A 15,239-nucleotide genomic window follows, 5' to 3' on the forward strand; every position below is an offset into this window, starting at 1 on the left:
TTCGGACACGCCGCAGTTGGCGGCACGACGTGTCGACGTTGTCAGCCTGTCCACGGGCCGGTACGGCGCAGAGTCCGTGAGATGAACTGGACATGAAGCGAACCCGGTGGGCACGGATGATCCGTACCCACCGGGGTTTTGGTCCGTTCTGCAGGTCAGAGCACGCCGCAGGTGCCGCCGTTGGCGGCGTCGCCGAGCGGCAGGAAGCCGTTGGCCTTGACGACGTCACCGGCGGTGGTCGTGGCCGGGTCGGCGTCGGCGTCCTCGCAGATGTACGGCGTGCCGCCGAGCGAGGAGAAGCCGAAGCCGTCGCCGAAGACGTCGGCGAGACCGGCCGGGACCGCACCGCCGACGAGCTTCACGACGTTGTAGAGGTTGCGGTCGTAGGCGGCCGAGTCGGCAGCCGGGATGGTGCCGAGGAAGGTGCCGCTCTTCTCGGTGGCGGTGAGCAGGTTGTAGCGACCGACGGAGAACGGCGCGATCGAGCCGGCGTTGGCCTTGATCGGGGCCGGGCTGTGCTCCTGGACTGCGACGCCACCGACGTTGTCCTTGACGCAGGACGGCGGGGTGGTGGCGTTGATGCCGACCTGGGTCGCCCAGAAGGTGCGGGTCCCCGAGTTCAGCTGCGGGATCAGCGGCAGGATGGCCAGGTTCGGGCCACCGACCTGGTTCCAGTTGGTGATGGTGCAGTTGTAGATGCCGGTCAGCTGCGCGTCGGTCAGCGTGGGAACGCCGGTGACGCCGCTGTTGGCCGCCCAGCGGACGCTGTCCTTGGCGAACGGCAGGAAGGCGAGGTTGGCGCAGTCGCTGCTCGACGGGCCCCGCGAGGAGCGCGCCGCGGAGACGTTGGTGTTCGAGCACAGCGCCGTGATGCCGGCGCCCGAGCCGTTCGGCCGGGTGACGGCGGTGGTGCCGGCGCGCAGCGTGACGGTGGCCGAGCCGGTCGCGTCGAAGGACGCGAGCTTGGCCGAGGGAACCGGGGTGCGGCCGTTGTAGACGGCAGCGAGGTCGTTGAGGACGTTCTCGCTGGTGTCCGAGCCAACCAGGACGATGTCGTTGGCGTCCGGCACGAAGCCCGGGTCGGCCGAGGCCGAGACAGCGGAGGTGGCGACCAGGGCGACCGCCGCGGCGGCGATCGCGGTGGTACGGGCGGTACGGATGAAACGCATTAGGGGAATTCCCTTCCTCACAAGCGTTTTCGCGACAGTGGAGTGGTCGCGGTGCCGGGTTCCGGTCACAGCCCTAATCCATCGCCTCCGGGTCGCCAGCAGGTCTCGGTGGGGTTAACCGGACATGACCCGCTGGCTAGCCGGAAACGTTAACCACTCAGCAGGGGAAGGAGATTCCCCAGCCGATGGCGTTCAGGGCGTTCTGGCTTCCGGTCAGACCGGTCGCCGGGTTGTAGGCGTCGGACGTGAAGTCCACGTCGACGTCGTCCGCGGTTCCACCCAGGCCGTCGGCACCCACGCCGTACAGGCCGGGGAAGTTGCTGTCAGCATCCATCAGGGTGCTGGTGGTGCTCGCCGGGTCGGCCGGCGCGGCGCCGTACAGGGCACCGAGTTCGCGGCTGGCCAGGTTGCCCAGGGCCGTGCCGACGAAGGCGATCCGATTGGAGGTAGTGCTGAGGTAGGTGTTCAGGCTGAGCGGGCCGGTGGCCGCGCTGATCCGGTCGAGCTGGACCAGTACGGTCTCCTCGTGGGCGAAGTTGCCCACGTCGATCGATTGGGCGGTACCGACCCGGCCGATGCCGGACTCGGAGGTCTTGCCACCGATCACCACGCGGGACACGTTCGGGCTGCCGAAGGTGTCGGTGCTGTCGGCGCTGTTCCGGATGCTGACGTTGACGTCGTACCCGGCGCGGACGGCGTCAGTGCGCAGGTTCTCCTTCACCACGGCCGTTGCCTTGGCGATCACGGCCGCCTCGTCGGTGGCCGTCAGGCCCCAGTTCGGCAGGTACGACGCGAGTCCGGACAACTGCCGGACGCCCGTACCACCGAGCGGTGCGAGGTCGATCGAGCCACCGTCGAAGTCGAGGAACACGGTCTGCGGCGTGGTGTCGACGCCCGGCCGGGTCACCCCGAGGTTGAGGTCATAGGCACCGAAGCCGTCAGTGACCGAGACGGCGTACCAACCAGCCTGGTCGGCGACGACCGCCAGGTCGACCGCACCCCGCGGCAGCGTGGACGCGGCCGGGAGCTTGCCGAGGCTGTGCAGGTCGGTGCCCACGGCAACCGATCCGTTCGGCCGCAGCACGGTCAGCCGGTCACCGGTTGCGGTGAGGGCCGCACCCAGTACGTCGCCGGCCGCCAACTTGACTGCGTAGAAGTCACGGTCGATCGGGGCGGACGCGATCAGCACCTGGTAGGCGCCGGTGTCGGCACCACCCAGACCGCTGCCCGAGTTCTGCGCGTCGGCCGGGAAGTCGCCCAGAGCGCTCTTGCCAGCAACGGCCACGTAGTAGTCGCCGACGGCGGTGATCGGGTACTGAAGCTTGCTCAGGGCACCGGCACCACTGTCGTCGTCGGACGCGAGCAGTTGACCAGCCGCGTCGTACACACCGACCACCGTGTTGGTGGACGCCGCCGAACCGTCGGTGCTCACGGTCAGCGTCTGGCCGGCCACACCGGCCACCTTGTAGAAGTCGAAGTCGTTGGTCTTGTCGCCGAGCACGCCGTGCGGCCCGTCGCCGAGCGTCCCGCTGGTGGTCACAGCCCGGACTGCGCCGGTGCCGATCCCGGTGGCCGTCGCGAGCGCGATCGACCCGTTGTCCTCGTCACCGGTGGTCAGCGCGACCGGGGCCGGTGAGAGGGTGCCGTGCACGGTCGCAGTGCCGGACTGGCCGTAGCCGGTACCGACGCCGTACAACCGCTCTGCTGCAGTCCGGCTGTCGTTCTCCCCCGCTGCCGTGACTGCCTCGTGCTCTTGGTGGTCGGTGGTGGTGCCTACCGCAGACGAGACCGCCGGGGTAGTGGCGAGCAGTGCGGCAACCAAGGCCACACCGACCACAGTCCGGTGGATTCGTTCGGTCATCAGCTTTCCCCTCCAGGAACTGATCTGCTCAGATCAGATTCGGAAGCACGGCGGCGATCTGTTCGAACACCCGCCATACCAGCGCGACGACAATCGGCGCGCCGATCAGGTAGGACTCCCAGCGGCCGATGCGGGAGCGGAACCAGACAACTCCGGCGGCGACCGCGATCAGTGCCTGCAACCACAGCACCAGGGTCAGTACGCCGGACACGTCCACTCCGAAGGCCTGCTGGGAATCCGGGACCCGGGCCAACCGGCCGCCCGGGTCGGGTAATGCCTGGCCGTCGACGAGCTCGGCGTCGACGTACACAGTCTTCGACGGCACCGGCGAGCCCTCGGCGGTCACCAAGGTGACGCGCGAGCCGCTAGTAGCTTCGGGCAGCGGGTCCCCGGCCCGCCGTACGGCCTTCACCTCGTAGTTGAACCGGCCCTCGCCGGTGACGACCTCGAACCGGGCGCCAGGCCCGAGCTTGGGGACGGTCCGGAACGGCCCGCCGTAGCTGAGCGACCGCCCGTAGATCACCGAGACGCCGGCCTCGCCGGGCAGCGGGCTGTCGGCCCGGTGCCCCGGACCATTCATCATGACCGAGCCGGTGGTGCCTTCCCGGATCACCTGCCGCAGCCCGAGTCCCGGAATGTCCAGTACGGCGACCGGAGCGCCGTACTGGATGCCCGGTCCGATCGGTGCGGTCGCCTCGGCGAGCTGACCGCGAATCTTGTCGTAGGCAACATCCTGCGCCCGGTTGTACTGCAGTGCGCCGAGCAGCAGAACGTAGACGATGAACACGATGATGCCCAGGGCAAACAACCGCATCGCATCCGCGGTCAGCTGTGGTCGCAGGGCAAGGTCTTTGGTTGCTGCTCGCAACGGAGCGGCCGTGAGTGCGGTCACTTACCCGCTCGCTTGCGCTGCAGGTGTCGCGAGACCAGGGTCGGGACCAGGAGCAGCAACAGGGCCTCGGCTGCCACCAGTACGGCGATGTTCCGCAACGTGCTGCCGCTGCCGCGGTCACCGTTCAGGTCGGTCACCTGCCCGGTCGGGACGTACCCGCCGTTGTTCTGACCGCCGGCGTTGATCACCTGCCCGGTCTCCGGGTCGACGACCGCTCCGTTCGTCGGGCCACCGGTCGGCTGCTGCCCGGGCTGGGTCGGCTGGCCCGCGGGTCCGTCACCGTTACCGGTGCCGTTCCCCGTGCCGTTGCCGGTTCCGTTCCCGGTGCCGTTGTTGTTGCCGTTCCCGTTGTTCCCGTTGTTGTTGCCGTTGCCGTTGTTGCCAGCGGCAACACACTTGCCGTTCACCGCCGGACCGGCGCCGTCCTTGTCACACGGCAGCGGCTGCGGCGCGATCACCGCGAGCACGTTGCGGTTCAGGTTCTTGCCGTCGAACGTCGGATTACCGCACTTCTTGACGTCCGTCGTACCGGCCTTGCTGCCGGGCACCCTGGCGACCTGGTGAAAGGCCGCCTGGACCAGGTTCAGCGGGAGAGGCGAGTAGCCGAGTGGAGCCGCCTTCTGCTGCCCCTGGCACAGGAAGTAGGCCGCGAAGTCCGACAGGGTCTGGCCCTTGTTCGCGCTCAGGTTCGCCGTCGGCACGATCATGTAGGAGTACGACGACAGCGGGTACGTCCGCGGGTCGGCGTTGTTGTAGACCCCGGTCAGCTTCTGGGTCAGGTAGAGCGGCGACTTCGAGTTGTTCTCGATCTGCGCCATGGTCAGCGCCACCGCGGTGTTGTACGAGTTCGGCTCGGTGTAGTAGCCGGCGTTGTTCTTCACCTTGACCACCGGGTAGCTCTTGCCCAGCGCGTAGGAGTACTCGACGTACCCGATCGCACCGTCGGCATAGCTGGCCGAGATATAGCCGGCCATCTGGCTCGAGCCGCCCTGGGCCTTCACGCCGGGGAAGTTCGTGGTCGGGTAGTACGACGTCTGACCGCAGTGCCGGCCCTGGGTGGACTGGCAGAAGCCGTCCCACACTGCCTTGTGCTGGGTGTTCATCCAGAGGGTGAACTGCGCCGTCGTCCCGGAGCCGTCGGAGCGGACCACCGGGATGATCTTCTTGCTCGGCAGCTGCTTGCCGTTGTTGTCCTTGGTGATCTGCGGGTCGTTCCAGTTGGTGATCTTGCCGGTGAAGATCTTGGTGATCGTGTCCCCGGACAGCCGCAGGTCGCGGTACAGCTGACCGCGGATCCGGATCTGGTACATGAACGCCGTCCCGCCGGCCACGATCGGCATGTAGGCGTACGCCCGGCCGTTCGAGGTGTCGTTCTGCTGCGTCAGCGGGTCCTTGCCCTGGTACGGGATCTCGCTGATCGCGAAGTCGACCAAGTTGTTGGCGAAGTCGAGCCGGCCGCGCGACGAGCCGCCGCCGCCGTACTCGACCCGCATCCCCTGCGGCTCGACGTCGCGGATCCACTGGTCCAGCGCGTTCTGCGACCAGGTCGACCCGGTGCCGTAGATCGGCGCGTACGCCGTACTGGCGGCCGACGCGGGCAGGGCCGCGAACCCGGTCGTCAGCAACAGGGCGAGCACGAGGGCACTGAGCCGTCGCATGGATGGTCCTTTCATCGGGTGCCGGACCGGCCGCGACCGGCCATCCAGCGGGAGAAGGCGAACAGCAGCAGGACCAGCACCAGCAGCAACGCGGCCGCACCGAACGCCCGGCTGATGTAGTTGGCCTCGGGCGACTGCGACATCTTGAAGGTGAACAGCGGGAGCGAGACCATCGGCCCGGAGAACGGATTCAGATTCAGGTACGTCGTGAATCCCGCGGTCAGCAGGACGGGCGACGTCTCGCCGATACCACGCGCCGTACCGAGCACGAGCGCGGTCGCGAGACCGGGCCGGGCGGTGGGCAGGACGACCGACCAGACCGTGCGCCACTGGGTGGCGCCGAGCGCGAGCGACGCTTCACGCAGTCCGCTCGGCACGAGTCTCAGCACCACCTCGGACGAGCGGGCGATGATCGGGAGCATCATCACCGAGATCGCCATCGCCGCGACGAAGCCGGACAACCGCATCCCGAAGCCGATCAGCAGGACGACGTACGCGAACAGGCCGGCCACGATCGACGGGAGCGCGGTCATCGCCTCGACCACTGAGCGGACCAAGCGGGACGCGCGGCCGCCGACCTCGGTCAGGTAGACGGCGCACAGGATGCCGAGCGGCAGCGTGATTGCGATCGCCATGCTGATCTGAATCAACGTGCCGACCAGTGCGTGCAGTGCGCCACCCGTGCTCAGCGGTTCAAGTGGTCCGGCCGTCCGCAGGTCTTGGGTGAAGAAGTTCTTGTGGATCAGAGCTCGTGCGCCGCGGATCAGCGTGTAGCCGATCACGGTCGACAGCGCGAAGCCGACGAGGGCAGCACCACTGTGCGCGAGCAGTACGGCGAACCGGTCCGCGAGCACCACGCGTCCGCGCCGGAGCCCGGTGTACAGCAGGTAGAGGAAGGTGAACGAGAGCCACCAGCAAACGATGAAGCCGAGCGTCCCTTCGGTCGGCAGGATCCGGCTGTAGAACACCCAGGTCAACGACAAACCGGCAATCGCCGCCCCCACCAACCCAGCCCGATCCTCCACGTCGACCACTCGCAACCGGCGCTTCTCCGGCTCCGGAGCGGGAGGCGGCGGTGGTTCCTCGACCGGGGCGAACGGAGAATCTCCGTCGGAGACCGGCGTCCGGCTCGACGGCGCCGGCGGCAGGAACGGTGACCCGCCGCCCCCACCGCCGGGTCGCGGCGGCTCGTACCGGGGCCCTGCGGAGGGCAGTGTTCTCATGGCGGTTCAGATCTCCGTTCCGGCGCCGCTGCGGCTGCGGGCGACGACAAAGCCCGCGATCAGGTTGACGATCAGCGTGATCACGAACAGCACCAGGCCGGCCGCCATCAACGCGTTCAGCTGGGAGCCCTGGGCCTCGCCGTACCGGAGCGCGATCATCGACGAGATCGTGATCGACCCTGACTGCAGGACGTGCCAGTTGATCTCGAAGAGCGGGGACACGATCATCACCACGGCGATCGTCTCGCCGAGGGCGCGGCCGAGGCCGAGCATCGTGCCGCCGATGATGCCGCCACGGCCGAACGGCAGCACGACCGCGCGAACCACGCCCCAGCTGCTCGATCCGAGCGCCAGCGCGGCCTCGCGTTCACCGGCCGGGGTCTGGTCGAAGACCTCGCGCATCACCGCGCACGCGATCGGCATCACCATCATCGCGACGACGATTCCGGCGATGAAGGCCGAGGACGCGTACGTCGCTCCGTCGAACACCGCCGCGTCCGGATCGGTGTCCACCTTGAAGATCGGGATCCAGCCGAAGAAGTCGGTGATCCAGCGAGACAGGTGGATGACGCGCGGCTGCAGCAGGAAGAACCCCCACAGGCCGTAGACGATCGACGGTACGGCGACCATCAGGTCGACCGCCGCAACGAGCGTCTTCTTCAACCCTCGTGGCGCCCACTCGGTGATGTAGAGCGACGTCGCCACGGCCAGTGGGAAGGCGATCACGATCGCGATCGCCGCCACCACAACGGTGCCGAACAGGATCGAGGCGACTCCGATCTGATTCGCCTCAGGCTGCCAGGACTGCTCGGTGAAGAACTTCCAGCCGTACGTCTGGAAGGTCGGTTTTGCCTGGTATGCCAGGAAAATTCCGATCCCGCCGGTGATCAGCAGCACCAGCCCGCCACCCCCGCGGGCGACCAGCCGGAAGACCATGTCGGACGGCGCGAGCGACGACCGCAATTTGCGCGGTGCCGGCTCGACGGTCGATTCGCTCACCGCTGCTCCCGTTGCGTTCCTGAGGTGACCTCGGCCAGCTCAACCGCTTGCGTGAATCGATGGAACGCCCGGCGAGCATCGATCTGCCGCGCGAACACCCCGGGGCAACGGACGTCAGGACCGCCGTGCGCGGCCAGTTCCCAGCGCCAGCGTCCCTCCGGATCACGGCGCAGCGCCGGCTCCGCCTCGCGCGCAAGCCGCCGTACCGCAGCAAGCTCCTCATGCGGAGACCGCCCTCCACCGCTCCCCATCGCGAGAGGCCGATTGTTCCCGGACAGCAGCCGCCAGAGCCGTTCACCTCCTCGCGGATCCTCGAGAAACTGCATCCGCACCCCCACCTTGCCCTCCCAACCTCTCCCCCAGAGCAGTTAGTCAGGTGGACTGTGGCCAGTAGCGAACAACGCGTGGTGAACCGAACCGAAGCGGTACATGAACACGCGTTACGGTTCCGGTCAGGGCCGAAAATCAGTCACTGAGCGCTGCGAGCACCCTACGGCGGGGATCCAGGCTCAGCGTGGCCATCCGCCGAGATTAGCCGCCAGGGAGTTCGCGTAGTTCACGTCCCGTTCGGTGCCGGAGAAGCCGACCCGCCAGGTACCGCCGTCGTACGTGCCTTGGGGCCACGGGCGGCCTCCTGGTTGCCAGAGGGGTTGCCAGGCGACGCCGTCGCTGACCGGGTCGTACCAGTGGTTGTCGTTCGACCAGGCGTTCTTGTGTGCCGTCACGAGACTGAGGCCCGGGCCGGTCGCCATCGACCACTTCGGGAGACCGGGGACGTCGCCGTCGCGACCGAAGCCGCCAGGATCGCCTTGGTCCGGAAGGGCCGAGTCGACATTGAAGGCCACCTCCCAGAGCGGCGCTGTCGTGGTCCCGTTCACCTTCCAGGACAGGCCGGTGTCGAAGGTCTTGGTGCCGAAGTCGAAGGTCCAGTCGGCCGTCACGGGCTCATCGCCGAAGGCAATACCTTTGAGCGTGAGGGCGGTGCCGATGGTCTCGACCTGTTGGGCCGGGCCGGTGATGTCCGTGGCACCGAAACCACCAACTCCCAGGTACGGCGCGGTCGCGCGACCGGTCGAGTCGAGCGCCGGGCGGTATTGGCCTTGCCCAGTGGGATCGACCTCGAGCCCGGTGAGGGCGGCTCGTGGGCTGGTCTGGATCGTGGCACGGTAGAACTCGTTGCTGACCACTTGCCCCTTGGTCACCTCTTGTTTGGCGAAGTCCAGCGGCGCCAGGAACAGACCGCCCTTGCCCCAACCGGCACCTGTCACGTACCAGTTGTCGCCGTCCTGCACGACCTCGGCCGCGTGTGCCTGGATCGTGCCGGCCAACTGGTCGATGCTGAAGTGCAGTGGGTCCTTGCTCTTGTAGACCTTTGTCGACTCGTAGCCGCCGTCGCAGCAGACGAACAGGTACCAATCGGTTCCCCGCTGCACCACGAACGGCGACTCTGTCGGGCCGCCGTACGTGCCGGTCGCCGGGTGCTGGAAGGCCGTCTGCCGTGCACTCCAGTGCCGGAGGTCGGTACTGGTGCGGTAGGCAACGATGTGGTTGCCGCCGGATGGCGCCGAGTTGGCCGTGTAGTACATCACCCACTGGTCACCGACCTTGCGCACCATCGGGTCGCGTCCGTCGAAACCGTCCGTGAACAACGGGTTGGCCGCGTCGCGGGTCCAGGTCTTGAGGTCGGTGGACGTCGCGAGATGCATCCGGTACGCCGTATGGTCCGGCGTACCGGCCGCGTAGAAGAGGTAGTAGGTGCCGTTGTCGTAGATGGCGTGTGGTGCCCAGATGTGGCTCTCACCGGCAGCGGGATCCGCGATCAGAGCCGGCGGTTGCTTGGTCCACGGACCGTTCGGGGTCGGGGCGGTGGCGTGGCCGAAGCTCTTCTCGTCGAGCGGGTCAGCGGGCTCGGCGTGGGTGATCGCGTAGACGTGCCAGGTACCGGTCGTGCGGTCCTGGATCAGCGTGTGGTCGTTGTAGTACCACGGGCCGGACTCACCGACACTCGGGTCGTAGATCTTGGTGAACTTGCCCGCGGCAACCACTGTGTCGGTCTTGGTGAATGGCGTGATCGTCGTGTTGTTCAATTCCAGGTCCAAGTAGTCGAGGCCGGCGAGGTAGCCGGTGGCGGCCGGATTCTTGCCGGTCAGGGTGATGGTCAGCGTGTGCTTGCCTGCCGCGAGTTGCCTGCTGCCAAGACCGACGCGCTGCGTGCTCACCCCAGCAGCGACGTACCCGTCGAAGGTCGTTGCTTGATTGCCATCGACCTGTACGTCGACGATGCCGTAGTCGGCGGCCTTCGTGAGTTCGGTGTTCAGCTCGTAGGTTCCAGCGGTCGGCACGGTGAAGGCGAGGACGGACTTGTCGCCGGCCTTGGTGCCGTGGATCCAGGCTTGGGCACCACCGGACCAGCTCACTCCGCAGCAGTTCCCCTGTGGGTCCACCGGGACTGTGCTCGACTGCGGTGGAAGCATCGACTCGCCTTCGACCCTCAGCGTGGTGCCGCTCGTCCCTTGTACGGGTTGCGACTCCGGACCGACGTTGCCCGTGAGGTCGACCGCGACGACGCGATAGGTCCAGGTCTCCTGGAGGCCGAGGTTGCGGTGGACGAAGCCAGGCAGCCGCGTGGTACCGAGCAGCTTTTCCTGGCCTGTGCTCTTCCCGTAGACGTTGTAATGCGCGATACCCGATTCATCTGGAGCGTCCGTCCAGCTCAGGTTGATCGCATTGCCCGTTTGGCCGGTCGCCTTCAGATTGGTGACCGCGCCGGGCGCGCGGCGGTCGACGTACGGGATGACGAGCGACTGAACGACGTACTGGCTGGCTGTCCACGGCCCAGTGGGTCTGAGCTCGATGTCCAGCTTGGTGCGGCCGAAGGTGAGTGCTGCGGGCAACTGATAGTTGTCGTCCAGCCAGCGCTGACGCGAGTTACCAAGCGGCTGCAGCCATGTTCCGGCCTCCTTGCCGTTGACAAACACCTTGGCCGACTGACCGGCTGTCTGCTGATCGCTCGTCCTGCGGAGCGTTACGCCGCGGTTGATCGGATCGACCTTGGCGGTGAACTTGAGTGTCGAGCCCACCTGGTCGGTCAGCTGGACGTCGTCGTGATCACCTTCGTAGACGGACGTCAGCTCCGGACCTTCTACCTTGATCCGATCCGTCTCCCGAGCGCCGAACTTGCCCGAGGTGTAAAGGAACGCGGTGGAACCGTAGATCGCCGGGTGGTCGTCCTGCTGACCGTGTTCGATGCCGATGTCGAGCTGGTTCTCGAACCCGATCGAGTCGGTGATGTGCAGCCGCCAAGCGCCGTCGCACTCGTTGGCGCAGAACCCGGCCTGGACCTCGTGCGCGGCATTGCCGTGGAACGGTGTCGAGTACGTGCCGTTGTTGAAGTACCAGCCGGACTCGTAGTAGTCCTCGGTCCCGGTGCCGTGGATCGCCGGGGTCCGCTCGCCGTCGACGTACACGCGTTCGTCGCCTTCGAGGTAGCCGCGAGTGTTGCCGTCGGCAAATAGTCCTTCCATCGTCTGAACGACGCCGACGAACTTGCCACGACCGGAGGCCTGCGCGAAGGTCCAGTCGCTGCCCTGCGTGGTCTCACCGCGCTTGGAGATCGCACTGAAGTAGCCGATCTTCCCCGTGACCAGGTCAACCGCCTTGCTGGCGTCCCGAGACGCCGTGACCTCGGACTGCCCAATGAGCTTGTACGCCGATTTGTTGACCAGGCTGACCGTGGCATGGGCGACGTACGGCATCGGCCACCAGGCGGAGTACCAGCCGTTGGGGTCCATGGCGAAGAAGAGCGAGCGGACCGGGTTCTCACCGAGACCGGAGCCGAAGAACTCCCCGAGTGGGGCGTCCACGCGTTTCTGGCCGTCGATGGTGACCTCGACGTGTACTCCGGCTAGCAGGGAGTCCGAGGGCTTGACGCGTGCACCGTCGGCCGGGGTGGCGGCGTACGGCATCGTGTGTGAGCCACTCCAGGCCTGCTTGGTGATCTCGTAGCCGTGCGCCTGCTCGGCGGCCACATGGTCGGGGCCGACGTCCAGAGTGTCAGTGCGGGTGGGTGAGTCGACCCAGTAGCTGAACTCGTTGAAGTCCAGGTCGGACGAGATGAACTGGTTGGTGATGGTGATCTGGGACTTGCCTGCGGTCAGTGCGGCAGGCAGGTCGACGGTCTGGTCGTGCCACTGCGCACCTGCCGCTTTGAGCGGTGCCCACTCGCCAGCCGCGACACCGTCGACGAGGATCTTGGCCCGCTGGTTGCCGATCCGTAGGTCCATCCGACGCGTCAGCTTCACACCAGTGTTGGCGGGGTTGATCTTCATCGTGAACTTGCTGCTGCCGGTGAAGGCTCGGCCGTCGTCTGTCGTGCTGGGCAACTCGAGGCCGACGATCTCCGGGAGCTTCAGCCGGAGCGCACTGAGCTCACCTGGTCCGTAGGTATCGGCCAGGGTGACTCGCTTGCCGGGGGCAAGGTTGACGCTGGCTTTGGTGGTGCGGCTGTTCGGCTGGGCCGGCTTGGGATCCTTGGTGCCTGCGGCGCTGAGCAGCTTGAGGACGTCTTCTGCTTTGTCGGCTGGGTTGAACGTGCGGATGCCGTTCGCATCCGGGAACTCGCGGTAGTCCACGTGGTAGAAGTACGGGTTGCTCTGGGTGGTGATCCGCATCGACGACCGGTACGGCATCGGGACGCGAATGTAGACGCCACCGCTGCTCTGGACCGCGTTCGCGACCAGTGGATAGCTGAACGGCGCACCGAGCTTGCCATCGACGATGTCCTGCAGTGAACCGTGCAGCACCTGTTTGCCGTCGAGCTCGACCGTGATGGTGCCGGTCTTCGTCACGTTGCCCTCGTCGCGGGTGAACCAGATGGAAGCGACCTCACCAGGGCCACTGTCCTCTGCGATCACGCAGCCGGCGTCCGTCGTACGGAGGCAGGAGTAGGTGCCTTCGAAGCCGTCGTTGTTGGTGCCGTCGCGGCCGAAGCTGGAGAACTGCTTGGTCCGGACGGCGGTCTGGAGTTCCGGGAGGCGGTCCAGGTTCCGGTAGACGTCCCATCCGACGGGACCGCTATCGGTCGGGACGGACGCCGTACCGGCTTGGGCGGTGGCGGGGAGCACCAGGACGGCGGCGGCGACCACCGCGACTATTCGACGGAACATGGGCGGGCCCTCCGGCGGAATGGATGGCGGGAAATCGATTTCTCAGTGTCTACCATCGATGCACAGGCGTTGAGAAGAGCTCAGCTTCTTCGGATTGGCTGTCCGCGGGGCGGGCCGCTGCGGCGACCGCTTGCCGAGCGCGCAAAGATGGGACCGCACACAACTTGAGACTGCGGGAGTAATCGATGAGCTCTACCGACGCTGACCCCACCCCACCACCCCGGTCAGGGGAAAAAGCCGAGATCGCCGTCACCGGCCTCGCCGTGATGGGGCGCAACCTGGCCCGGAACCTGGCGCGCAACGGGTTCCGCGTCGCCGTCCACAACCGGTCCCAGGGCCGCACGGACGCGCTGATCGAGGAGTTCGGGCACGAAGGTGACTTCACCCCCGCCGCCGACCTGCCCGCGCTGGTGGAGGCGCTCGAGACGCCGCGCAAGATCATCATCATGGTCAAGGCCGGCGAGCCGACCGACGCCGTGATCGACGAACTGGTGCCGCTGCTCGAGAAGGGCGACATCGTCATCGACGCCGGCAACGCGCACTTCCTGGACACCCGCCGCCGCGAGAAGGCCCTGAGCGAGAAGGGCCTGAACTTCGTCGGCAGCGGCGTCTCCGGCGGCGAAGAGGGTGCCCTGAACGGCCCGAGCATCATGCCGGGTGGCTCCAAGGAGGCCTACGACTCCCTGGGCCCGATCCTGACCAAGATCTCCGCCCACGTGAACGGCGAGCCGTGCTGCGTGCACGTCGGCCCGGACGGCGCCGGCCACTTCGTGAAGATGCTGCACAACGGCATCGAGTACGCCGACATGCAGCTGATCGCCGAGGCCTACGACCTGCTCCGGCACGTGCTGGGCCTGACCCCGGCCGAGCTGGCCGACGTGTTCCGTGAGTGGAACACCGGCGACCTCGAGTCGTTCCTGATCGAGATCACCGCCGACGTGCTCAGTCAGGTCGACCCGACCACCGGCGGCGCGTTCGTGGACGTCGTACTGGACCAGGCGGAGCAGAAGGGCACCGGACGCTGGACGGTACAGTCCGCGCTCGACCTGGGCATCCCGGTGAGCGGCATGGCCGAGGCCGTGTTCGCACGGTCGCTATCGGGCGACGTCGTACGGCGTGAGGCCGCGGCCGGTGTACTGCCGGGGCCGGCGTCGGCGAAGCTGGATGTCGATCGCGAAGCGTTCATCGAGGACGTGCGGCACGCGCTGTACTCGTCCAAGCTCGTCGCCTACGCTCAGGGCTTCGACGCCATCCGGGCCGCCTCGGAGCAGTACGACTGGAACGTCGACCTCGGCGCGATGGCGACGATCTGGCGCGGCGGCTGCATCATCCGGGCACGCTTCCTGGACCGCATCAAGGAGGCCTACGACCGCAACCCGGCACTGCCGTCGCTGCTCGTCGACGACTACTTCAAGGACGCGGTCGCCAACGGTCAGGACGCGTGGCGGCGGGTTGTCGCGACGGCGGCCACGGCCGGCGTACCGGCACCTGGATTCTCGGCGGCACTGTCGTACTACGACGGTCTGCGCGCGGAGCGGCTGCCAGCGGCGCTGATTCAGGGACTGCGGGACCTCTTCGGGGCGCACACGTACAAGCGCGTTGACGCCGAGGGCACCTTCCACCTGGAGTGGTCGGGCGATCGGTCGGAGACCAAGTCTTAGGTCTTGCGACACGCGGGCGGGTTGGCGTTGAGGTCGAACGTATGTTCTAATGTTCGCACAGTGCCAGCCCGCTCACCGCGGGCGACGTTACTAAGGAGATCGCCGCAACGATGACTGTAGACACTCTGGCAGTAGAAACGCCGTCGGACGACGTCGACACTCCCGTCACCGCCGACACCACCCCGGCTACATCCTTCGAGTCGAGTTCGGCCCCCGACGCCGACGTTGACACCGAGGCCCCGGCCCCGGCACCGAAGAAGGCCCCGGCCAAGAAGACCGCCGCCAAGAAGACCAAGACGATCGAGCTGACGCTCACCGTCACCGGCACCGCCGACGGCGAGTGGACCGCCGAGCTCAAGCAGGGCTCGACCTACCTGGCCCGTGGCGTGGCCGTCGCGGCCGCGGCCGTCTCGCGCGCCGCCAAGGAGCTGCACGAGGACCTCTCGACCCCGCTCGACGAGGTCATCGAGGAGGCCCGCGCCCAGCAGGCCGCCAAGGTCGCCGCCCTCGAAGCCGAGCTCGAGGCCGCCCGCCAGGCGCTCGCCGACCTGTCCTAACTCCACCCGTTGTCGGGCCCTCGCCGGCCCGACGATCCGGTCCTGCCAGCCACC

Annotated in this window: 10 protein-coding genes; 2 read left to right on the forward strand and 8 right to left on the reverse strand. The window is 67.3% G+C overall.

Features of this window, described 5'->3' with window-relative positions; translation table 11 throughout:
- Positions 1-155 precede the first annotated feature (155 nt).
- From ACFVWG_RS11815 to ACFVWG_RS11850, 8 genes are all read right to left on the reverse strand, one after another.
- Positions 156-1,169, reverse strand: coding sequence for a PstS family phosphate ABC transporter substrate-binding protein (locus ACFVWG_RS11815; protein WP_391543187.1), 1,014 nt, complete (start codon positions 1,167-1,169; stop codon positions 156-158).
- A 157-nt stretch (positions 1,170-1,326) separates the two neighbouring features.
- Entirely contained in the window at positions 1,327-3,030 is a 1,704-nt protein-coding gene (locus tag ACFVWG_RS11820) for a pre-peptidase C-terminal domain-containing protein (protein ID WP_391543188.1), read from the reverse strand.
- A gap of 28 nt (positions 3,031-3,058) precedes the next feature.
- Entirely contained in the window at positions 3,059-3,922 is an 864-nt protein-coding gene (locus ACFVWG_RS11825) for a sortase (protein WP_391543189.1), read from the reverse strand.
- The gene (locus ACFVWG_RS11830; RefSeq protein WP_391543190.1) at positions 3,919-5,580 is read right to left on the reverse strand and encodes a phosphate ABC transporter substrate-binding protein PstS; all 1,662 of its coding nucleotides are present in this window, start codon (positions 5,578-5,580) and stop codon (positions 3,919-3,921) included. The genes ACFVWG_RS11825 and ACFVWG_RS11830 overlap by 4 nt, the downstream gene beginning before the upstream one ends.
- Positions 5,581-5,591: 11 nt before the next feature.
- Positions 5,592-6,803, reverse strand: a complete 1,212-nt coding sequence (gene pstA / locus ACFVWG_RS11835; protein WP_391543191.1) for a phosphate ABC transporter permease PstA — start codon at positions 6,801-6,803, stop codon at positions 5,592-5,594.
- Between the two features lie 6 nt (positions 6,804-6,809).
- Positions 6,810-7,802: a phosphate ABC transporter permease subunit PstC gene (gene pstC / locus ACFVWG_RS11840; protein WP_391543192.1), complete on the reverse strand. Its 993-nt coding sequence runs from the start codon at positions 7,800-7,802 to the stop codon at positions 6,810-6,812.
- Positions 7,799-8,128: a hypothetical protein gene (locus tag ACFVWG_RS11845; RefSeq protein WP_391543193.1), complete on the reverse strand. Its 330-nt coding sequence runs from the start codon at positions 8,126-8,128 to the stop codon at positions 7,799-7,801. The genes pstC and ACFVWG_RS11845 overlap by 4 nt, the downstream gene beginning before the upstream one ends.
- 183 nt (positions 8,129-8,311) lie before the next feature.
- Complete coding sequence (locus tag ACFVWG_RS11850) at positions 8,312-12,967, reverse strand: DUF2961 domain-containing protein (RefSeq protein WP_391543194.1); 4,656 nt, start codon at positions 12,965-12,967, stop codon at positions 8,312-8,314.
- 185 nt (positions 12,968-13,152) lie between these two features.
- Here ACFVWG_RS11850 and gndA point away from each other — a divergent pair, with 185 nt between their 5' ends.
- On the forward strand, positions 13,153-14,628 hold the full coding sequence (gndA, locus tag ACFVWG_RS11855; protein ID WP_391543195.1) for an NADP-dependent phosphogluconate dehydrogenase: 1,476 nt from the start codon (positions 13,153-13,155) through the stop codon (positions 14,626-14,628).
- 110 nt (positions 14,629-14,738) lie between these two features.
- On the forward strand, positions 14,739-15,185 hold the full coding sequence (locus ACFVWG_RS11860; RefSeq protein ID WP_391543196.1) for a DUF6319 family protein: 447 nt from the start codon (positions 14,739-14,741) through the stop codon (positions 15,183-15,185).
- Positions 15,186-15,239 lie beyond the last annotated feature (54 nt).

Source organism: Kribbella sp. NPDC058245, assembly GCF_042882005.1.
Classification (GTDB): Bacteria; Actinomycetota; Actinomycetes; order Propionibacteriales; family Kribbellaceae; genus Kribbella.

Bases quoted from the DNA above. Each gene is read 5' to 3' on its own strand.
- ACFVWG_RS11815 (WP_391543187.1), bottom strand. From the start codon at position 1,169: ATGCGTTTCATCCGTACCGCCCGTACCACCGCGATCGCCGCCGCGGCG.
- ACFVWG_RS11820 (WP_391543188.1), bottom strand. From the start codon at position 3,030: ATGACCGAACGAATCCACCGGACTGTGGTCGGTGTGGCCTTGGTTGCC.
- ACFVWG_RS11830 (WP_391543190.1), bottom strand. From the start codon at position 5,580: ATGCGACGGCTCAGTGCCCTCGTGCTCGCCCTGTTGCTGACGACCGGG.
- pstA (WP_391543191.1), bottom strand. From the start codon at position 6,803: ATGAGAACACTGCCCTCCGCAGGGCCCCGGTACGAGCCGCCGCGACCC.
- ACFVWG_RS11845 (WP_391543193.1), bottom strand. From the start codon at position 8,128: ATGCAGTTTCTCGAGGATCCGCGAGGAGGTGAACGGCTCTGGCGGCTG.
- ACFVWG_RS11850 (WP_391543194.1), bottom strand. From the start codon at position 12,967: ATGTTCCGTCGAATAGTCGCGGTGGTCGCCGCCGCCGTCCTGGTGCTC.
- gndA (WP_391543195.1), top strand. From the start codon at position 13,153: ATGAGCTCTACCGACGCTGACCCCACCCCACCACCCCGGTCAGGGGAA.
- ACFVWG_RS11860 (WP_391543196.1), top strand. From the start codon at position 14,739: ATGACTGTAGACACTCTGGCAGTAGAAACGCCGTCGGACGACGTCGAC.